At 35.6% G+C, this 22,659-nt stretch carries 19 protein-coding genes; 2 read left to right on the forward strand and 17 right to left on the reverse strand.

The window, feature by feature from the left end; translation table 11 throughout:
• Positions 1–158 precede the first annotated feature (158 nt).
• The 6 genes from AC1RPH_RS00955 to glpK all read right to left on the reverse strand — a co-directional run bounded on the left by AC1RPH_RS00955 (position 159) and on the right by glpK (position 7,410).
• A complete protein-coding gene (locus AC1RPH_RS00955; protein ID WP_481761001.1) occupies positions 159–1,259 on the reverse strand; it encodes a lactate oxidase in 1,101 nt (366 codons plus the stop codon).
• 300 nt (positions 1,260–1,559) lie between these two features.
• Entirely contained in the window at positions 1,560–2,498 is a 939-nt protein-coding gene (locus AC1RPH_RS00960; RefSeq protein ID WP_481761002.1) for a dihydroorotate oxidase, read from the reverse strand.
• Positions 2,499–2,601: 103 nt separating this feature from the next.
• Positions 2,602–3,129 carry a GNAT family N-acetyltransferase gene (locus tag AC1RPH_RS00965; protein ID WP_409021765.1) on the reverse strand — a complete coding sequence of 176 codons (528 nt, stop codon included), beginning with the start codon at positions 3,127–3,129 and terminating at the stop codon, positions 2,602–2,604.
• A 185-nt stretch (positions 3,130–3,314) separates the two neighbouring features.
• Complete coding sequence (locus tag AC1RPH_RS00970; RefSeq protein ID WP_409022824.1) at positions 3,315–4,034, reverse strand: MIP/aquaporin family protein; 720 nt, start codon at positions 4,032–4,034, stop codon at positions 3,315–3,317.
• Positions 4,035–4,058: 24 nt separating this feature from the next.
• The gene (gene glpO, locus AC1RPH_RS00975) at positions 4,059–5,879 is read right to left on the reverse strand and encodes a type 1 glycerol-3-phosphate oxidase (RefSeq protein WP_481761003.1); all 1,821 of its coding nucleotides are present in this window, start codon (positions 5,877–5,879) and stop codon (positions 4,059–4,061) included.
• Between the two features lie 13 nt (positions 5,880–5,892).
• Positions 5,893–7,410, reverse strand: a complete 1,518-nt coding sequence (gene glpK / locus AC1RPH_RS00980) for a glycerol kinase GlpK (RefSeq protein WP_481761004.1) — start codon at positions 7,408–7,410, stop codon at positions 5,893–5,895.
• Between the two features lie 213 nt (positions 7,411–7,623).
• Between glpK and AC1RPH_RS00985 the strand changes: the two genes are divergently transcribed.
• Positions 7,624–8,577, forward strand: coding sequence for an NADP-dependent oxidoreductase (locus AC1RPH_RS00985; RefSeq protein WP_481761005.1), 954 nt, complete (start codon positions 7,624–7,626; stop codon positions 8,575–8,577).
• A gap of 20 nt (positions 8,578–8,597) precedes the next feature.
• Positions 8,598–9,542 (forward strand): Dyp-type peroxidase, encoded by a 945-nt coding sequence (locus AC1RPH_RS00990; RefSeq protein ID WP_481761006.1) that lies wholly within the window; start codon positions 8,598–8,600, stop codon positions 9,540–9,542.
• Positions 9,543–9,732: 190 nt separating this feature from the next.
• On the opposite strand, the gene araA is transcribed toward AC1RPH_RS00990, so the two are convergent.
• From araA to AC1RPH_RS01045, 11 genes are all read right to left on the reverse strand, one after another.
• Positions 9,733–11,160 (reverse strand): L-arabinose isomerase, encoded by a 1,428-nt coding sequence (gene araA, locus AC1RPH_RS00995; RefSeq protein ID WP_481761007.1) that lies wholly within the window; start codon positions 11,158–11,160, stop codon positions 9,733–9,735.
• A 43-nt stretch (positions 11,161–11,203) separates the two neighbouring features.
• Positions 11,204–11,905: an L-ribulose-5-phosphate 4-epimerase gene (locus AC1RPH_RS01000; RefSeq protein WP_409021771.1), complete on the reverse strand. Its 702-nt coding sequence runs from the start codon at positions 11,903–11,905 to the stop codon at positions 11,204–11,206.
• Between the two features lie 5 nt (positions 11,906–11,910).
• Positions 11,911–13,527: a xylulokinase gene (locus tag AC1RPH_RS01005; RefSeq protein WP_481761008.1), complete on the reverse strand. Its 1,617-nt coding sequence runs from the start codon at positions 13,525–13,527 to the stop codon at positions 11,911–11,913.
• Between the two features lie 29 nt (positions 13,528–13,556).
• On the reverse strand, positions 13,557–14,924 hold the full coding sequence (locus AC1RPH_RS01010; RefSeq protein WP_481761009.1) for a sugar porter family MFS transporter: 1,368 nt from the start codon (positions 14,922–14,924) through the stop codon (positions 13,557–13,559).
• 198 nt (positions 14,925–15,122) lie between these two features.
• The gene (locus AC1RPH_RS01015) at positions 15,123–16,241 is read right to left on the reverse strand and encodes a GntR family transcriptional regulator (protein ID WP_481761010.1); all 1,119 of its coding nucleotides are present in this window, start codon (positions 16,239–16,241) and stop codon (positions 15,123–15,125) included.
• Positions 16,242–16,332: 91 nt separating this feature from the next.
• The gene (locus tag AC1RPH_RS01020; protein WP_481761011.1) at positions 16,333–17,253 is read right to left on the reverse strand and encodes an aldo/keto reductase; all 921 of its coding nucleotides are present in this window, start codon (positions 17,251–17,253) and stop codon (positions 16,333–16,335) included.
• A 74-nt stretch (positions 17,254–17,327) separates the two neighbouring features.
• Positions 17,328–18,563: a cytosine deaminase gene (gene codA, locus AC1RPH_RS01025; RefSeq protein ID WP_481761012.1), complete on the reverse strand. Its 1,236-nt coding sequence runs from the start codon at positions 18,561–18,563 to the stop codon at positions 17,328–17,330.
• A 130-nt stretch (positions 18,564–18,693) separates the two neighbouring features.
• Positions 18,694–18,840, reverse strand: coding sequence for a hypothetical protein (locus tag AC1RPH_RS01030; RefSeq protein WP_409021777.1), 147 nt, complete (start codon positions 18,838–18,840; stop codon positions 18,694–18,696).
• A gap of 105 nt (positions 18,841–18,945) precedes the next feature.
• Complete coding sequence (locus tag AC1RPH_RS01035) at positions 18,946–20,295, reverse strand: NosD domain-containing protein (RefSeq protein ID WP_481761013.1); 1,350 nt, start codon at positions 20,293–20,295, stop codon at positions 18,946–18,948.
• 33 nt (positions 20,296–20,328) lie between these two features.
• The gene (gene scrK / locus AC1RPH_RS01040; RefSeq protein ID WP_481761014.1) at positions 20,329–21,201 is read right to left on the reverse strand and encodes a fructokinase ScrK; all 873 of its coding nucleotides are present in this window, start codon (positions 21,199–21,201) and stop codon (positions 20,329–20,331) included.
• The gene (locus AC1RPH_RS01045) at positions 21,201–22,613 is read right to left on the reverse strand and encodes a glycoside hydrolase family 32 protein (protein ID WP_481761015.1); all 1,413 of its coding nucleotides are present in this window, start codon (positions 22,611–22,613) and stop codon (positions 21,201–21,203) included. The genes scrK and AC1RPH_RS01045 overlap by 1 nt, the downstream gene beginning before the upstream one ends.
• Positions 22,614–22,659: the final 46 nt, after the last annotated feature.

The raw sequence follows: 22,659 nt of genomic DNA on the forward strand, positions 1-22,659 counted from the left end.
GCGAATTAAATAAAAAATCAATACAAAATACGCACTTTTGTAGATTTATTAACATTTAAAGTTCGTGTTTTGACTATTTTCAAAAATAAAAAAACTGTTAAAAAGGTTTTAACAACCAATCTAACAGTTTTTAAGTGCTAACTAACTTTTATATTTTTTTAATTTCCGTAAGGATTATCGATTAATTTAGTACGTTTAACTTCATCAATATTATGCGTTCCAGTTAATTGCATTGTTAATTCTAATTCATGTTGGAAGTAATTAAAGACATTTTGAACACCTTTATGACCACCAAGTGCCAAGCCATAAACAACTGGGCGACCGATTGCAACTAAGTCTGCACCACTTGCTAAGGCTTTATAAACATGAGCTCCACGTCTTACACCACTATCAAAGACAACAGGCACACGCTTATCAACAGTTTCTGCTACTTCTTGAAGTGCATCAAATGCAGCGATTCCGCCATCAATTTGACGACCACCATGATTTGAAACCCAGACGCCACCAGCACCTGAATTAATTGCAACACTTGCATCTTCTCCACCTTGGATTCCTTTAACAAAGACAGGTAAACCTGAATATTCTGCTAAGAATTCAACATCTTTTGGACTTAAGCGTTGCTTTGCTGAACCATAAACAGCATCCATTGTTTGACCAACACCACTTTGATAAGCTTGAACAATTGGCATTGCTAGTGGGAAAGTGAATCCATTACGTTTATCTGTTTCACGATTACCACCAACAGTTGCATCAGCAGTTAAAACAATTGCTTTAACCCCATTAGCTTTTGCTTCATCCATAATATTACGATTAATACCATCGTCTTTACTCATATAGAATTGGAACCATTGTGGTTGACCATTAGCTTGACTTGATATTTCTTTAAATGATTTCGTTGCAAATGAACTTGCTGTGTAGATTGAACCATAATCTGAAACACCCTTAGCGCTATCAATTTCACCTTTAACATGAGCTAATGCATGTGCAGCAACTGGTGCCATAATAATAGGCGATGTGATTTCATCTCCGAAAATAGTTGTTTTTGTATCGGGATGATCAATTTCTTGTAACACTCTAGGTCTAATTAGTTTATGATTAAATGCCTTTATATTTTCTTCTAAAGTATACAAATCTCCAGCTCCACTAGAGATATAACCAAATCCACCCTTTGGAATAATCTTTTCTGCATCTTTTTCTAAATCAAAAGCATTAATAACGGTAATATCTTTTTCTAAATCGCTTGTAATGTAATCTGTCATATTAAACTCCCCTTTTATGTTGCACCCAACTTATCTTGTCTAAATAATAGCACTGAATAAAGCATTGTGCAAGCGTTTGCACACATAACTACTAATATTTTTTTATCTATAAATATTAACTACTACTAACACTATTCTATTAATTAAAAATGAGATAATTCACCATTTAATTAGGTAAATTATCTCATTCCATTTAAAGCTAAATATCGTTACGTCTATAGTCCATTAGTCCATGACTAATTTCAGCTGTTTGCCCATATACCTTCGTATAAAGTTGGTATAATTTTCCCTATCTCATCCCTATAAATAATTCAATTTTCCTCTAAAATCTTCAATACTTTGGTACCCTTTTTCTGCCATAATTTCTTCTAGCTCAGTTGTTAGTCGTTCAAAAACAGCGGGTCCTTCAACCATCAACGCTGTTCCAACTTGCACCATACTTGCTCCACATAGAATATGTTCAAAAACATCTTTACCAGTTTGAATGCCACCAGTTCCGATTACTTGAATATTCTTATTTAATCGTTGATAGAACGCATGTACATTAGCTAAAGCAGTCGGCTTAACATATTCGCCGCCAATACCACCAAAACCTTGCTTGGGTTTAATAACGACCGTTTCTGTATCATCATTAATATATAGTCCATTCCCAATACTATTGATACTATTGACATAAGACAATGGATATTTATTTAAAATAGCAGCCATTTGATCAAAATGAATAATATCAAAGTACGGTGGTAATTTAACTCCTAACGGTTTGTGATAACTATTAAAAACAGCTTTTAATATCGCATCAACTGTTTCAAAGTCATAACCCGTTTGGGGCTTTCCTGGTACATTAGGACAAGATAAATTTAATTCAACAATTCCTGCAAAATCTGAATCTGTTACTTTTTGAAGTAACTCGAGATCTTCCGCTAGATTAAAACCCGTAATTGATAAAAAGTATGTTTTACCAGGATGGTTTATCTGATTTTGAGAGACAAAATCTAAATAGTAATCAACGCCATTATTTGGTAAGCCCATTGAATTAATACTACCGAATTCTGTTTCAAAATAACGAGGTTCTGGATTACCCTTACGTGGTTGAAGCGTGCCACTCTTCGTTACAAAAGTTGCCGCCTTAGAACTTTCGACGGCAAGTAATTCGTCGCTATCCATACAATAAACACCCGATGCATTCATCATACAATTATCAAAATTTGAACCCGCTAAAGTCGTTGCTGTTGAAATCAAAAAAATCCCTCCTTCATATTGATACTAGTATACCTTATCAAAATTCAAATTGTTACTTTTTTCACAAAAAAAGACAGCGATATCATTCGCTGTCTTAAACGTTTTATTTTAAAATAATTTGGTAAGCATATCGTGCTGAGTTAACGCCATCTTCCATATGAATGATACCTTTATAATCAAATCCATTTGAGGTAATGACATGTTGCATCCCTTTATTTTCAGGATGTGTATCAACGCGAACATCTTTGTAACCCAATGATCTCGCAATTGTTAATAAGCCTGAAATCATTTTTTCTGATAAACGTTGACCTCTAAATTTTGAAGAAACAGCAACTCGATGAATAGCCGAATAACGTGCTTGTGGGCCATTAATCCATTCGCCATCTTCAATGTTAAGATACATAGGATCTATTCCTAGCCAAAGTGCAGCAGTTCCTGCGATTTCATCTCCAACCATTAAGACATAAGTCAATTGATCTTTAATATCTTGTTCTAAATGGTTCGCCGCCGGGTAAGCACCTTGCCATTGGTCAATTCCCTGTTCTTTAAGGTAAGCTTTTGCTTCCTCAATAATTCCTGTAATTGCTGGTAAGTCTTCTGGCGTTGCCAGTCTTAAGTAAGATACAGTCACTGTTACACATCCTTTATTATGCTTAATCTATTCGTATAAATACGATTGAAAAATTATTATATCGCATAATTTATCAATATACAATAAAAATACCCTTTAAAATTTACTATAAAAAACCTCTATTATTGAATTAAAATTCAATAATAGAGGTTTAACTTAATAATAAATTATTTCAGACATTTAACCTATGCTACAGCTAAGAATAACCCTGCGGCAATCACTGCGCCAGCAAATGGTCCGAAAATTGGTACCCAACTATATGACCAATCTGATCCACCTTTGTTCGCAATTGGTAAAATAGCATGTGCAATACGAGGACCTAAATCACGGGCCGGATTAATTGCATAACCAGTTGTCCCACCAAGTGAAAGACCAATACCAACAATTAAGATACCAACAACGACTGGTGTTAAACCATCTGTAAAGTTACCTTTTGTGAATGCTAGCAAACTAAAGATTAAGACAAATGTCCCAATTAATTCACTTAAAAAGTTATATAGATTACTTTTTATTGCAGGAGCAGTTGCGAATGATCCAAATATTGCATCAGAATCTTTCGTCTCTTTCCAATGTGGCATGTATTGAACCCATACCAGAAAAGCACCAACGATACCACCAGCAACCTGGACAACCATATATGGTAATACAGAAGACCAAGCAATCTTACCAACAATTGCCATTGCCAAAGTTACAGCTGGATTCAAATGTCCTGGTCCCATAAAGGCTGACGCATAGACACCCAAGGTTACGGCAATTCCCCAACCTAATGTGATTGCAATCCAACCAGCACCTTCAGCTTTTGACTTACGTAACGAAACACCAGCAACAACCCCATTACCTAATAATACTAAAATCATTGTGCCTAAAAATTCACCCAAAAGTTGCGTCATAAGACTTGTTGTCATCACACTCACCCCTATTTTTGATGGTTATTTTAAGTAATTCATATCTGATTCTGCAATTGTTGCATCTAAATCTGCAGTTTGTTTTGCTTTTTCTTCTTTAGTCCAGCTATAGTAACTTGCCATTTCGTTAATTACGCCAACTTTAACAGCATCTAATGTATCGCGATGGAAAAGAATATGGTTAGTACGACGCATTAAGTAATCAGTTGGTGTTAACGTCATTTCTTCTTCCATTGAATAGTGAAGACTAGCTGTTTCACCTAAAGAAAGTCCTTCTGCTGCTTTAACGTGAGTCATTTGACTAAATACACGTGCTGCATTTGAACCAAATAAGTTAGCAAATACTGTAGCTTCTTCTTCAGTCAACCCATTGTCCATTCCTTGTTTTGCGAAGAAACTAATTGTTGCTTCAACGTTGTTAGGATCAATATCACCACCTGAAACAGGTAAGTTTTTAGAATCAATCGCATTGAATTCTTGACTATAATTATCTTTCAATAATTTTGTAATTGCAGCCATGGCACCGGCAGCCATCTTACGGTAATCTGTAATTTTACCACCAGCTAATGTTAATAAGCCATCTTTTGAAATAGTCAATGAACTTCCACGTGAAACTTGTGATGCACTTGTCTTATCTTCAGAAAGTGTACTTTCCAAATCATTCAAGACATCTTCAACATCTGTTTTAGTTACTTCATCTTTTTCAAAACGTTCAATAACGTTAATAACATCATTGAAACTCTTCTCACTAATTTTACCTGAGTTTCCACCATTGTAATCTGAACTTCCGTTTGATGAAATCAATGGACGTAATCCAGCCCAACTTGATTCAATATCACTAATTTTGACATTAGCTGTTGGGAAACGTTCGTTAATAATATCAAGTAAGTAATCAGCATCTTCTTGTTCAACACGAGGATGTTCAAAATCACCATGGAAATCAGTATCTGTTGTTCCAAAATATGTTTTATCTTCTCTTGGCACAACGAAGATCATACGACCATCTTGTTTTCCAGAATCAAAGTATGTTGGTTGTGGTACATTTAATTTTTTAGAATCAACAACTAAATGAACACCTTTTGTTGGGCGCATTTGTGGTACAAAATCTTCATCAGTATCCATTTTACGGATAAAATCAGACCATGGACCCGTTGTATTAATAACATATTTAGCATGAATATCAAATTCTTCGCCACTAATTAAATCTAATACATGAACACCAGTAATTTTACCGTCAGCATGCAATAAGTCTAAAGCCTTGATACGACTAACCATCAAGCCGCCATCTTCATGTGCTTTTTTGATATTTTCAATAACTAAACGTGAATCATTATTCTTAAAATCAAGGTAGACACCGCCACCCATTAATTTATCAGATTTTAATTGTGGTTCGCGTTGTAAAACTTCTGCTTTAGAAATTGTGTAGTTAACCCATTGAGGATCAACAACACCTGCCAATTGATCATATAAATTCATTGCAACTTTTACTGAGAACATATCAAAAGTTGCGCCGGGTTCATCATAAATAGGCAATAACATTGATTGTGGACGTGGAATATGTGGTGCAATATGTTGAACCACTGCACGTTCTTGAACAGTATCAGAAACAACTCCGACGTCGAATGTCTTCAAGTAACGAATACCACCATGAACTAATTTTGTTGAACGCGATGATGTTCCTTCAGCGAAATCTTGCATTTCAATTAATCCGTTATTTAAACCCATAGCACTTGCTTGAATAGCAACGCCGGCACCGGTGATACCACCACCAATTGTTAATAAATCCAATTCTTCATTCTTTAATCGTTCGATATCTTGTTTTCTTGATGTTGCTGAAAATGACATAGTTGTATCCCCCTTATTTATTGTTTTTCTTCATTGGTTTATGTTTAAATACTCGAGTTGCTTCAACCGCTTGTTGCCAACCTGCGTATAGATCTTCGCTTTCTTCCACAGGCATTGTTGGTTTAAAAATATCCCCTTCAGTATACTCAGCTTTGAGTTCTTCTAGGTCTTTCCAATAACCAACGGCTAATCCAGCTAAGAAGGCTGCTCCTAAAGCAGTTGTCTCAAGGTCATGAGCACGTTCGATAGGTGTATTTAAAATATCTGCTTGGAAATTCATCAGATAATCATTCTTAGCTGCACCACCATCAACTTTTAGTAACGGAATTTTAATTCCCGTATCTAGTTCCATTGTTTTCACAACATCTCTAGTTTGGTAAGCCAATGATTGTAACGTTGCTTTAATGAAATCTTCACGTGTTGTTCCACGAGTAATTCCAAAGACTGAACCTCGTGCATCAGGATCCCAATAAGGTGCTCCCAATCCTGTAAAGGCAGGTACAACATAAACTTCATTATCATTCGTCGATTCTTTAGCTGCTTGTTCTGTGTCTGGTGCATGTTCCACCAAGCGCATCCCGTCTCTTAACCATTGAATTGCTGAACCAGCAACGAAGATACTACCTTCCAAAGCGTAATAAACTTTACCATTAATCCCATAACCAATTGTCGTTAATAAATTATTTTTAGATAATTTAGGTTCTGTCCCTGTATTCATGACAATAAATGAACCTGTTCCATAAGTATTCTTAACCATTCCTGGTTCAAATGCCATTTGACCAAACAAAGCAGCTTGTTGATCTCCAGCCATTCCTGAAATTGGCACTTCACTACCATAAAAATGATAATCTTTCGTATGTCCGTAAACTTCAGAATTTGATTTAACTTCTGGTAACATAACTGCTGGAATATTCATAATTTTTAGAATTTCTTCATCCCACTTCAAATCATGAATGTTAAATAACATTGTCCGACTAGCATTAGAATAATCAGTTACATGTGTTTCGTCACCTGATAATTTCCATGTTAACCAAGTATCAATAGTTCCAAAAAGTAATTCGCCTTTTTCGGCTCTTTCTTGGGCGCCATCAACATGATCTAAAATCCAACGAATTTTAGTTGCTGAGAAGTAGGCATCTATCAGTAATCCTGTCTTTTCATGAATTAATTCATCATAGCCATCTTGTTTTAATTGTTCCGCAATTTCTGCCGTTTGACGTGATTGCCAAACAATTGCGTTGTAGATGGGTAATCCCGTTTTCTTATCCCAGATAACAGTTGTTTCACGTTGGTTGGTAATCCCAACTCCTGCTATTTGCTTAGGTTTAATCCCGGAATCGATAAATGTATTTGCGATTGTCGATAATACTGCGTTCCATATCTCATTTGCATTGTGCTCAACCCAGCCAGGTTGAGGAAAATATTGTGGAAATTCGCGTTGTGCATCAGAAACTTTCTGACCTTTGTGATTAAATATAATTGCTCTTGTACTTGTCGTTCCTTCATCAATAGATAAAATATATTTTTCCAAATAACTCACATTCTTTCTTTTTAATTATTTATGAAAACGCTATCATTTACCAATATGGATATTATACATCTTCAAAAATACGTTGTCAATTAGATTGCGCAAAATACATTGTTACAAAATTTGTTATTCTCCCTCGTTTTGTAAACCTTTTCTTAAAATTATGGTATATTGGGACTAGTACCAATATGATTTTAATCTAGGGAGGTTATACTTATGAAAGCATTTGGCTTTAACCAATATGGTGACGCAACCGTATTTGAGGAATTAAAAGTTAATCCAGAAGTAGCGCTTAAATCAAAACAGGTTAGGGTTTCAATCGAAGCGATTGGCATTAACCCATTTGATGCAATTTTACGTGCCGGTTATATGAAAGACGTTATGCCTTTACCATTTCCAATTGTACCTGGAGGTGACGTAACGGGTATTATTACTGAAATTGGCGATGAAGTTACTCATTTTAATATCGGTGATGCTGTTGTTGTTCATAAGGCTTTCGGTGGCTACGCAGAAGAACTTGTCGTCTTTACATCACATATTGCTAAGCGACCTGATAATATGACGATTGCTGAAGCTGCTGGGCTACCAACACCTGGTATAGCGGCATACAATATTTTGAACTTTTTTGCAAAAGCAAGGGCTGGTGAAACCATCTTTATTGAAGGCGCTTCTGGAAGTGTCGGATCGATTTTAGTGCAACTTGCTAAATTGATGGAATTAACTGTTCTCGCTAGTGGTTCAAGCACCAACGAACCCTATGTTCGTCGACTAGGTGCAGATCATTATAGCGCCTACGATAAAGAAAATCCCGCCGAAACTTTTAAAGATATGGCTGACATTGTTGTTGATGCAACTCCTGGCGGTCTTGGCAGTGAGGTAGGCGTCAAAGCATTGAAGACAAACGGCAGAATGGTATCGTTAGTTAGCGTTCCAACCGACTCTGTTCAAGCATCAAAGCCACTCGCAGATTACTACCTTGTTGAGAATGTTAAAGAGTTAAAAGATAGTGACACGCTAACTTTCTTAACAGATTTAATGATGCAAGATGAATTAGAAATTAAAATAGCAAAAAAATATCACTTTAATTTAACCGATATTATTGAAACCCATAAACAATTAAATTCACCACATAATGCAGGTAAAATGGTTATAATCGTTAAAGGAAATTAAAAGTCTAAGGAGCATTTATTATGTCAGTAAACGAAAAGTTAACACAAGATGTTTATAAAGATTTAGGTGAAGCTGTTAATTTCACCATTCTAAACTTAAATCACAAAGATCAAAAAGTTGAATTAGAAGCAGTTCAAGAGCTATCTGACCGTATTCCGGCCATCATCCGTAGTATGAACGTTCGTTATCCAAAAGCTAACTTAAAAGTTGCCTTTGGTTTTGGCTCTGATGCTTGGGATTATCTTTTCCCTGATGCTATCAAACCTGTTGAACTTACCCATTTTAAAGAAATTGTTGGGCCTAAATACACTGCCATTTCAACTCCTGGCGATTTATTCTTTCATGTTCGCGCTGGTGAAAGTGCTGTTGTCTATGAAGTTATGGCGCAATTTATGCTTTTCATTAAGGATGTCACAACTGTAGAAGATGAAACACACGGCTTCCGTTATTTTGAAGGCCGCGCCGTTATTGGTTTCATTGATGGTACTGAAAACCCAGATGTTAATGAAGCACTCGATTACGCCGTTATTGGGGGCGAAGATCCTGATTTTACAAACGGTTCTTATGCTTTTGCTCAAAAGTATATCCATAATATGGCCGCTTGGAATGCCTTAAAGACTGAAGACCAAGAAAAAGCAATTGGTCGGAAGAAAGATTCTGATTTAGAATTAACTGACGAAGAAAAATTACCAAATTCTCATAACGTTGCTTCACAAGATATGAAAGATGGCATTGAGCATAAAATTGTCCGTATGAACGTTCCCTTCTCAGAACCTGGGAAAGACATTACAGGGACATACTTCATTGGTTACGCACGTCATTTTGCAGTAACTAATCGAATGCTCATTAATATGTTCGAAAGTAAAAGTGATCGATTATTAGATTTCAGTACCGCTGAAACCGGTAATTTATTCTTTATCCCTTCAAAAACAACTTTAGAACAAATTGTGGATGGAAATCTATAACACGAAAGTCTGAGATTATTTTTTCAGATGCAGATAAAATTCTCAATTATTATCATTAGAAATCTAAATCGGTGCTTACGAATCTTTATTTTCGTAAGCACCGATTTTATTTGATATAAATCATATTTGATTACTCTTCTTACACAAAAAAAGGATATCGCTTTAACAGCGATATCCTTTAAAATATTAATTATTTTTTAATTTCAACATATTCAAGATCAAACATCTTAGCAAGATCAACAACTTGTTGTTCCTTCACGTTCATTGAAAGAACAGTATGATGACCACCACCATTTTCAATCCATGAATGAACGCCTTCTTTAAAACTTGGTTCTGGAATCCATAATTGACGAGCTACTGGCAAGTTAGGAGCTTCAACTTCTGGTTTTTGACCTTCAACAGAGTTAATTAATAATTTGTATTCAGTACCAAAGTCAGACATTGAAACAACGACACCTTTACCATTTGAACCATCAAAGATCAAACGAGCTGGATCTTCGCGGTCACCAATACCTAATGGATGTACTTCCACGCGTGGTTTTGTTGAAGCTAATGTAGGATCAACTTCTAACATATGTGAACCAAGAGTTACTTCATGACCCGCACGTAAATCATACGTGTAATCTTCCATAAATCCAGTAGCTTTATTATGTGCAAGAACCTTCATCAAACGGTCGATTGCAGCAGTCTTCCAGTCACCTTCACCAGCGAAACCATAACCTTCAGCGTTTAAACGTTGAACAGCCATACCTGGTAATTGTTTCATGCCCCAAAGATCTTCGAAGTTAGATGTGAATGCATTGTAGCCACCACGTTCCATAAATTTACGTAAAGCAATTTCAATTCTAATTTGTTCTTTAACATGGTCTTCGTAGAAGGCAGGATCGTTGTCGCCAACAACCATATCGTACATACTTTCACATTCTTTATATGTTGCATTAATTTCAGCGTCAGTTACTTCTTTCATTTCAGCAACTAAATCACCAATACCAAAGTAATCTACAGTCCAACCAAATTTGATTTGTGCTTCAACTTTATCACCATCTGTAACGGCAACATTACGCATGTTATCGCCAAAACGAGCAACTTTAATGTTGAAACTTTCACCGTAAGCAACAGCAACATCCATCCAGTCAGCAATTTGTGATTGAACTGCTTCATCTTTCCAGTAACCAACAACAACTTTATTATGTTTTTGAAGACGAGCATTGATAAAGCCGTATTCACGGTCTCCATGAGCACTTTGGTTTGTGTTCATGTAATCCATATCAATTGTTGACCAAGGAATATTTTCACCAAATTGTGTTGCTAAATGTAGCAATGGTTTTTGTAATAATTTTGTTCCACGAATCCAGTTTTTAGCAGGTGAGAAAGTATGCATCCAAGTAATCACACCAGCAACTTTGTCTTCAAAGTTAGCTTCTTTCATGATGTTAGTAATAACTTCAGCAGTTGTTGCAACTTCTTTAAAGACAATTTTGTATGGTAGTGAACCACTAGCATTTAAATTATCAATAATTTTTTCTGCATCACCTTGAACAACGTCTAAAACATCTTGACCGTATAAACCTTGACTACCGACAACGAACCAAAATTCTTTTTCACTAACTTTTAACATAATATAATTCCTCCTAATAGTTTATTATTTTTAAAAACGTGTTTTAGTGTTTAATTTGACCATAATATGCATTTTTACCATGTTTTCTTAGGAAATGCTTATCCAATAAGTATTGTGGCATGTCAATTGCATGTGGATTCAATTGCAATGTATGATAAGTCATCTTTGCAACTTCTTCTAAGACAACAGCATTATGCACAGCATCTAAAGCAGATGTACCCCATGTAAATGGACCATGATCATTAACCAAAACAGCTGGAATTTGATCAGGATCGAGTCCACGTTTTTTGAACGTTTCGACAATCACGTCACCTGTTTGTTTTTCATATTCTGTGACAACTTCAGCTTCATTCATGATACGGCTTGCTGGAACTGAGCCATAAAAGGTATCTGCATGTGTTGTACCGGCTGCTGGAATATCCAAGCCTGCTTGTGCGAATGAAACAGCCCAAGGTGAGTGAGTATGAACGACACCTTTAATATTAGGGAAGTTATTGTATAGAATGCGATGCGTTTCTGTATCGCTTGAGGGATTCATATCACCCTCAATTTTCTTACCGTCTAAATCAACAACAACCATATCTTCAGGTTTTAAATCATCGTAATCAACACCAGATGGTTTGATGACGAATAACCCTTTTTCACGATCGATTCCACTCACGTTACCCCATGTAAAGGTAATTAAGTTGTACTTAGGTAACAGCATGTTAGCATCGTACACTTCTTGTTTTAGCTTTTCTAACATATATACTAGTTCCTCTTTTCTTCCTTAATTTTTTTTATTGCCTCTGACTCAATAGACAAGCCAGCTTCGTATCTAGCTATAAATGTATTGTAACCTTCTACACCTTCAGGTTCTGGGCTTAACGTCATACTTTCTGGGTCTACAAAAACTTCATGATCTAAGAAGTCTTCTAAGCTTTGACCGTTATTATTTTTCTTAGCAAATATTGCTAAGACAGCCATTCCCCAAGGTCCACCCTCACCAGCAGTATTCATAACCGTAATTGGAATATTCAACGTATTAGCTAATACTTGTTGTCCGATTACAGCTGTTTTTAAAATACCACCTTGAGCAATCATTACATCAGTTTGGATATGTTCTTCTTGACTTAAAATATCCATTCCAATCTTAAGTGGTGCAAATGCCGCATATAATTGCGTCTTGATGAAGTTAGGTAATGTAAAGTTACTGTTAGGTGTTCGAACAAATAATGGACGACCTTCAGGCATATGTGTAATATTTTCACCTGATAAGTAACTATAATTCATTAATCCACCTGCATCGGCATCAGCATGAGTTGATTCTAAGAATAATCGTTCATACAACTGATCTGGTGTTAAATGAACACCTAGTTTTGCTGCGAACTCGCCAAAGATTGAAGCCCATGCATTAATATCTGACGAACTATTATTAACATGAACCATTGCAACTGGCGCACCACTTGGTGTTGTTACAATATCAATATCTTTGTACACTTTTTTCATAGGCTGATCTAAAACAGTCATAGAAAAAGCAGAGGTTCCAACTGAGATATTACCTGTTCTCTTACGTACACTGTTGGTCCCAACCATCCCTGTACCTGCGTCACCTTCAGGTGGTGCCATCAAGCTACCACTTTCAAGTTTGCCACTAACATCAAGTAATTTAGCTCCTGTATCTGTTAATGATCCAGCATTTTCACCAGCTCTCAAAACAGTAGGTAGGATGTCTTTAATATCCCAATCATAAGCAGAAACTTTTTCAATACCACTGAATTTATCTAATAAATCAGCTGAGTATGTGCCTGTTTTTTCATCAATTGGGAAAATACCAGAGGCATCCCCAATTCCGATAACTTTTTTACCAGATAACATATAATGAACATAACTAGCTAATGTTTCTAAATGACCAATGTCATTTACATGGGCTTCATTATTTAAAACAGCTTGATAAAGATGTGCAATACTCCAACGTTGTGGAATATTGAAGTTTAACAACTCTGTTAATTCATCAGCTGATTGTTCTGTATTATTATTTCTCCATGTTCTAAAGGGAACTAATAAATCATCAGATTTCGAAAAGACAAGGTAACCATGCATCATAGCACTGATACCAATTGAATCTATTTTTGTTAATGATTCATGGTATTTGCTTTGAACATTTGCAGCCATTTGTCTATAACTAGCTTGAATCCCCGTCCAAACTTGTTCAAGAGAATAAGTCCAAAGACCATCCTCCAATTGGTTTTCCCAATTGAAGCTCCCTGTTGCAATTGTCTTAAAATCGTCCGTAACTAAAACTGCTTTGATACGTGTTGAGCCTAATTCAATTCCAAGTGAAACTTGACCATTTTTTATTGCTTGAGATGTTTTTACTAAATCCATATCAATTACACTCCTAACGTATAGGTTACTTAATTTCTTGTACCTTCTTTTTCAATTTCTTCTAATGAGCGACCACGTGTTTCTGGAACGAAGAAACGAATGAATAGAACACCTAATAAACAAATGATTCCGAAGATTGCGAACACAGCATCTTGTGGCATTGAAGCTGTCATAATAGGGAATAATAGTCCTACTAAGAATGATCCAATCCAGTTAGCTGAAGATGCAATTCCTGAAGCACTTCCACGAACAGCTAATGGGAATAATTCACCAACTAATACCCATGTAAGTGGAGCCCATGTAAATGAGTAGAATGCAACGTAGATACATAAGAAAACAACAATCATCATAGGACTCGTATTTGGTACAACCATGTTAATGATTGTAGGTAAGATAAATGATAGTCCCATTACTAAACCGCCAAGAATTAAAAGTGTTCTACGTTTAAATTTATCTGCAATAACTAAGAATAAGAGTGAACCTAAGACAAGGATAATCCCTTGAATAATTGGCCACATTAGTGCTGAACTTGCTTCATTCCCAGTTGCTTTTTCAACAATTAAAGGAATGTAATAGAAGATTGCGTTAGCCCCTTGGAATTGTTGGAATGCAGCAACACCAACACCGGCCATAACTAAGTAACGATATTTACCTGTGAATAATTGAACCATTGATGTTTTTTCAATATGATTTTCTTCACCCGCAGTAGTTTGAATATCAGCTAATTCTTGTTCAACTTCATTAGCTGGACGAATCCAAGTTAATACTTGGCGAGCTTCATCAACTTTATTTGTTTTAACTAAGAAACGAGGTGATTCTGGTAAACGTGAAACCCCAAAGTATAAAACAACAGCTGGTACTGCTGCTAAGCCAAGCATAACGCGCCATGCCCATGCTTCAGGTAAATCTTTTAATAGAAAATCCATAATATATGAAAGTAACATTCCGGAAACAATCATTGTTTGATTAATTCCTGATAGTCGTCCTCGTAATTTAGCCGGAGACATTTCTGACATGTATGCTGGTACTAATGCTGATGAAGCACCAACTGCTAGTCCAAGGAAAATACGAACAATAATTAAATACATTTGGCCATTATTTGGTGAGAATGATGCGAGTAATGAACCAATAACGAAAATAATAGCTGACATCAAAATCATTTTACGTCGACCTAGCTTATCTGAAAGCTTACCGGCTAACGCGCCACCAAAGATGGCACCGAACATAACTCCTGAAGTAATCCAACCAACGGTTCCGGCACTATTTTGAAGAGCCCAATCTTTTTGCAAGAATGGTAAAGCCCCCGTCATAACCCCGATATCGTATCCGAACAAAATTCCTCCGAATGACCCAAAAAAGTAAATAAACTTACTAGATATTTTCTTTTCTTTTTGCATATGACACCTCCAAATTTTATTGTCCGATTGGTACGACCAACCGAAAAACCTACAGCAACCGTTTTCTGAAAACGTTTGCATTTATCAACAAGGTCATTTTCTCACATTCATTCGAACAAATCAATAGTTATTTTTATTTGTTCGAATGAATTTCAAAAAAATAAGTATTACTCAAATTTGAGTAATACTTATCATGCTTTAATTCCTATTTTTAACGCTTTCTCGAATGATTAGCTTTGCATCATATACGACAGATTTCGCCGACATTGTTTTAGAATTAATCATTTTTAATAACATCGTCGCAGCTTCTCGGCCCATTTTTTCCTTTGGATGTCTAATTGTTGTTAATTTAGGTGACATATATTTTGATAATTGATAATCATCAAAACCAACAATTGAGATATCTTCAGGAATTTTCATTCCCATCGACTTAACAATATCTATTAATTTAATGGCAAGCTGGTCATTGTAACAAACAATCGCGGTTGGATGATCCGATCTATGCAGAATCTTTTCAATTTTTTTATAGATATTTTGCATTGAATCAGCAGATTGGTACATCAATATCTCACTTTGGTATGAAATAGCTGAATGTTCCATATAAGCTTGCACGAATCCATTCATTCTTAACTGACCTTGTTTATCATCCACTTTAAAAATACCAAGTATTTTTCCATGTCCTTCATTTATCAAATGCTCTGTAGCAACCTCACTACCATTAAAATCATTTAACTCTAAGTATGGAATTTCCAAGTTTTCATAATGTGCATTAATAAAAAGGACTGGTATTTTTTGCGCCACTATCTTTTCGTATAAATCCTTATTTTTATTTATTAATGCGCTTTGTGTTGGTTCTACGATTAGTCCAGATAAATTCATTTCAAGCATTCTTAAAAGGCTATATCGTTCTTTTTCAGCATTATCAAGCGTATTACTTAGCATGATTGTATATCCCTCTTCAGAAATAATACGATCTATTCCAGTGATAATATTTGGAAAAATATAATCAGCAATATGTGTCGTCATGACACCAATTATTTTATTATTTTGTGTCACTTTTTTTACAGTATGCCAATCATTAACGAAGATACCGCCACCTTGTATTCGGTAGACATACCCTGCATTCTCTAAATCACCAATTGCTTTACGAACCGCATAACGACTAGATTCGTAAATCGACATTAACTGTGATTCAGTCATTAATTTATCGTTTACTTCATATTCACCCGCGACAATTTTCGCTTTAATTTCACGATAAACATGCTCATATTTGTTTTCCAAATCAAATCCACCACCTATTAATTCTAATTTTACCATACCCAGTATGTTAACTACGAAATTTTCATACGCTTAATATAAAAAGTAACCAACTAAAATAGTAATTAGTTAGTTACTTTAATTTTTTCATTTATGGTAATTTATTTCCTGCTGCACGATAAATTTCGTACCATTCTTCATGTGTTAGCTCAAGTTCTGAAGCATTCGCAATTTCAACAATTCTTTTTGCGTTCATTGTTCCAGCAATCACCTGCATTTTAGCTGGGTGACGTAGAATAAATGCTGTTGCGATTCCAGTATTAGTTGTTTCTTTTTCTTTAGCTAAACGGTTTAAAACTTCATTTAATTCAGCAAATTTTGGATTATCTAAGAATGTACCTTCAAAGAATCCGTATTGGAATGGTGACCATGCTTGAATCGTCATTTTTTTAAGACGCGAATATTCTAAAATACCGCCATCACGATTAATTCCAGCATCATTAACCATATTCACATTTGTTCCCAAATCAATCATTCCAGTGTGCATGACACCGAATTGGAGTTGGTTAACTAATAGTTTCATATCCAAAGCTTGTTGTAATAAATCAACTTGCCCAGGATAGAAATTACTAACACCAAAATGACGTACTTTTCCAGATTTTTGTAGTTTTTCAAATACACGAGCAATAGCTTCAGGTTCCATTAACGTATCAGGTCTGTGTAACAATAAGCTATCAATATATTCCGTATTTAATCGTTTTAAAATACCGTCAACACTTTTTTCAATGTGTTCAGCAGTAAAATTATACTCTACACCTGGAACGATACCACATTTTGATTGAAGAATAATGTCTTCACGTGATAACCCAGTTTCAGTAAATCCTGCCGCAAACACTTCTTCAGCTTTTCCTGCACCATAAATATCTGCGTGATCAAAGAAATTAATGCCATGATCAACTGATGTTTGAATCATTTCTGCAGCTTGCCCAGTCGACAATTCTGGCATGCGCATGCATCCCAAACCGACAGATGATACTTGAAGTTCGCTATCGCCTAAATTAATCATTTTCATTTTATTACCCCTTTTCAAGTCATGCCTTGATTCTAGCATTCAAATCAAGAAGGCGCTACCAAAACGATTACTTACTAGATATATAACTGGGTTTCTGCTGGCTTGGTTTCACTAATCACATCACCATTATGGACTGATAACATAACGGCAGCACGTGTATTCAACGCATCATAAAAATTATCACTATCCATAATGACGAAATTAGCTGGTTTTCCAACTTCAATTCCATAATGATCCATAACATGCATAGATTTAGCGCCATTAGTCGTCACAAATCGGTAAGCATTCATAATTTGACTATAACCCATAATCTGAGTCGCATGTAATCCCATGTGCAAGGCGTCTAACATGTTGCCATCTCCCATTGGATACCATGGATCTTTGATGTCATCTTCACCAAATGCAACGTTCAACCCATTCTCATCCAATTCTTTGACGCGTGTTAACCCACGACGCTTTGGATATGTGTCAAAACGTCCACCTAAGAACATATTTACAAGTGGATTAGCAATAAAGTTCATTTCTGACATCTTCAATAAACGCATTAATTTGTACAAATAAGCATCATCATATGAACCCATCGCTGTTGTATGTGATGCTGTAACCTTATCTTTCATCCCTGTTTCTAAAGCTAATGTCGCAACGGTTTCCAAGCTACGAGAACTAGGATCATCGATTTCATCCGTATGTGCATCAAATAATAAATTATATTTCTGAGCCAATTCAAAAGCGAAATGGAGTGATTCAACTGCATATTCTCTATTAAATTCAAAATGGGGAATTGCACCAATTGCATCCACTCCTAATTCAGCAGCTTTTGTCATTAATTCCTTCCCATTTGGAAATGATAAAATACCTTCTTGTGGGAAAGCAACTAATTGTAATTCCATCCAAGGTTTAACTTCTTCGCGGACCTCAATTAAAGCTTTCAAAGCCACTAAATCAGGATCAGTCACATCAACATGTGAACGAACAAACTGAACACCATGGGCTGCCTGCATTTTTAATGCTGTAACAGCACGTTCTTTAACATCTTCATGGGTTAACGTCTTTTTACGTTCAGACCAAATCCGAATGCCATCAAATAAAGTCCCAGATTCGTTCCATTCCGGATCACCTGCTGTGAGCGTTGAATCCAAATGAACATGTGGATCAACAAATGGCGGTAACATCAATTTATCGGTTGCATCAATGACTTTTTCATCAGCATTTTGTTGTAAATTTACCCCAATCTCAGTAAACATGCCATTTTCTACTCGAATATCTTGTAATTCTTCTTTATTTTCAATATGTACTTGTTTAATTAACATCGATTATCACTCCTCATTAAATTATCTATCATTCAAATTGTACATGACTTACACCCAATTTAATATTTTTAGTTAACTAAAAAAAGATTAATTCCAAGAATACTTAGAATTAATCTTTGAACTTTTATAATTAGTTTTTTTCTGCACCTAACTTAGTTGATTCATCTTCAATAAATTTAAAACCTGATTGTTTTTTTTCAGCTTGTGGATGTTTAGCACGTTCGTCCATTGCTTTTTGAGCCATTGCTTTGCGTTGTTCTTTACTCAACTTTGCCATTGCTATCGCCTCTTTTGATTTGGACAGTTATATTAAGTTCTAACTTCAACTTTCATTATAGTCCTATTTTATCAAAGTGGCACAAATTAAATCATTTATTTAAAATTACTGTTTTTTTGGGACGGTTGGTGTTGCTCTAAAAGCATTCACATTTTTATCCAAAATAACTTGTTCATTGCTTCCAGAATCTAAAATTGTATTTTGCGTTGACTTCTTTTCAACCAAAACAGTTGTTACTGTGACTTTTTTTAATTCTTCGGTTGCTAGTAACGCATCTACTTGTGCAGAAAATGCTGAATCGCCACTACCTGATTGAATTTCTGTAGCCACAACATTATTATTTGCAATATAATTACCATGTCCGGCAGCAAGTCGGATAATGACCGGTGTTGCACCAACTGGTTTAAGCGTGTTTTGATCAACCGTTTCTGAAAAATGATTTCCAATGACGGAATTATCATTACCGCTAATTGATAACAGCCCATATAAATCGTCTAATCCATTATCTCGATGTTGCATAGGCGCCCACGGTTCTTGATCATGCAGCATATGGTTTGAAGAAACCAATATCTCTGAGCAATTATCATCTAAAATAACCATTCCGGGATAAAATGCATGAATGCGATTATTTGTAACAGACGATTTCGTCACGCCAGATAATGAAATGCTACTTGCACCTCTTGGGAAAATATTATTAGTCGTAATTAGCAGTCCTCCGAAGTTTTCCGCAAAAATGGTATAGCCATTAAATCCAGCGCCCATTAAATTTTCAGTTACTTTCGAAGCTTGTCCCCATCCACGTAGTTCAATACAATTACCACATTCAGCAATAAAATTATCGTGGATTGTTAATGCATCTGCGTTATAAATGGTTACACCATGTTCTAAGTAAACAAAACCCATTTCTGTAATACGGAATGAATCTTGTGCACTTGCAACATAAATTCCAGTCTTACCATTCACATACGTATTTTCTGGATTTTTTTCGCCTGTGCCATCATCAATAAAGTGTAACCCATCAATATTAAAGTTCGAAAATTCGACTGAACTAATACGCGGATTTCCTTCTCTTGCAACATAGAAAGCTGCACCTTCAGATTCTTCATCCGTTGTTTTAGGATCGAGGTCAACAAGAACACGACTACCACCAGGCCATAATTCATGTAAATTTGACCATTCGTTTTGTGGTACGTTAAACCGAATGCTTGATGACGTAAATCCATGCCCAGATCCTTGAATTTTAAGAAAACTAATATCTATTAAGACTTGTGTACGCAAGTGATAATCAGCTGGTGGTAGATAAATAACTGCCCCTGGTTTTCCACCATCATTGCTATTACTATCAGTTTGATGACTTTTAATATCAGTAATAATACTATTAATAACTTCCCCAATATCTTCGTACGGGTTACCAATAGGCCATTTTGTTACATCATAATAATTTTTGTTTGTCATTATTTTACCCTCCAATTTTGTTAAATAACCCTATCATTCAGATAACATTTTTTCAGCTAAAGCGAAGTTTCCAACATTGGCTGATCCATTATTAGCAACTTGTGGTGCTGTAATATATTGATCTAATGGAGGAACGTCAACATAATCATTTAAAATTTCTTTGAATTCATGTCGCACTTTTTCCAATAAAACATCATTTGTAACGCCGCCCCCAAAAATAATTTTATTAGGACGTAAACTTAACGTTGTTTGAACGGCAGCCTGAGCAATATAGTAGGCCATAATATCCCAAGTTTTGTCTGTTAATGGGACATCTTTACCTTTTTTACCAGTCCGTGCTTCAAATGTTGGTCCAGCAACTAAGCCCTCTAAACAATCACCATGAAATGGACAGACACCTTTAAAATCAAGATCATCAGGATGTCTCTTAACTAAGACATGGCCCATTTCAGGATGGCCAATACCGCCAACTAAGTGGCCATCAATTACTGCTCCAGCGCCCACACCAGTTCCAATTGTGTAATAAACAAGTGAATTAATTTTCTCATTAAACAATGTCGACATTGTATATTCACCGTAAGCTGAACCATTTACATCCGTTGTCCAAAATGTTGGAATATCCAGTTTGCCCTTAAGAAATCCCAAGAAATCCGTATCACCCCAACCCGGTTTTGGTGTTTTCGTGATAAATCCATATTTAGGTGACGTTTTTCTGATTTCAATTGGTCCAAATGAGGCAACACTAAGTGCAGCTATTTCAAATTGCTTAAAATAGTCTACGACTGCCGTTAATGTTTCAACAGGTGTAGTCGTGGGAATTTGAATTTGATCCTTTACTTGATAATCTTCGTTACCTACCGCGCATACAAATTTAGTGCCACCTGCTTCAATACTTCCTAATAACATTACATTGTTCCTCCAAGTTCATATATTTTAATATCATAATTAGTTGAATCGCTACTTGTTTCAACTATAAGTTCCTTTTCATCATAAACCCTTTCAGAGAAACATGCTTCTCCATTATTCACAAATAATTCTGCTGAACTGTTGTCCATTAATAAATGAACATCCAATTCATTGGCAACGCTCACATTAGTTTCTCGAAGTAAATCGTCATTATACTTTTGTAATGTTACCTTACCTGTTGCAGCTTGATAGCTAACTTTTATTAATAATTTATTATCGCTATTTTTAATTTTAACGCTGACATTTTCTTGCCCATTAAAGTTCGCTAAATACTCAAAACTCTTTGTAGGGGCTTCAAAAATAGTGGTTGTATCCTTAGGTTTAGTGACATCTAATAATACTTTTTCGCGCAATTTTTTAATTTCTTCAACTGGTGTCATCAATAATTTACCATTTTTCATATTTAATTCTCTTGGAAATGTTAGTGCGCCTGCCCAACCATCTTCCTGTTCTGGCATGGGGCTCTCCCACATGTCCATCCATGCAAATATGATCCTTCTACCGTCAGGCGTAACCATTGATTGTGTTGCATAGAAATCATGTCCATAATCTAATTCAGTGAACTCACCATGATGTAATGAATGTGTCTCTTCATCAAATTTTCCAGTCAGATATCCTGTTTGGAAGAAATTTCTATATTTTAATTTATCAGCTTTAATTCCTTGTGGTGACATTACTAAAACGTCTTGTCCGTCAATTTCGAAAAGGTCAGGACATTCCCAAACGAATCCTTCAGAATCAACTGATTTAGCAGTTGCAATAGGTCCTAAGTAGTCCCAATGTTCTAAATCATCTGAGTTATACATAAGAACTCGACCCAAGCCATCCTTATTTTTGCTTCCGATTACAATATTATATTTTCCATTTTCAAACCAAATTTTTGGATCTCTAAAATCAGCATCATTATCTACAGGAGGCATTGAAATCACTGGATTACCAGCAAATTTTTCAAAAGTTATGCCATCATCACTAACGGCTAGGTTTTGATTCTGCCAATAACTATCCGGATCATTTTTGTCTTTCAAATTATGTCCTGTATAAATTAAATAGAGACGCTCATCCTTCACAATTGCGCTACCTGAAAAACAGCCATCCTGATCTTCTTGATCACCAGGAACCAAAGCAATTGGTAAGCTTTCCCAATTAACTAAATCTTTACTTCTTGAATGACCCCAATGCATTGGTCCCCACTGTGTTGAATTTGGATGATGTTGATAAAAGATGTGATAGTACCCTTTAAAAAAGCAAAACCCATTTGGATCATTCATCCAACCTGCTGGTGCCGTAATATGATACTTTAATCGATATCTTTCATCAGTTACCTCTGGATAATTAATCGTTTCATTTTTCAAAATTGTCTTCTCCTCGTTCTATATGTTAACCGGTTGTCATTATCTT

It is taken from the genome of Dellaglioa sp. CoH-57-MRSF-16 (assembly GCF_056782055.1).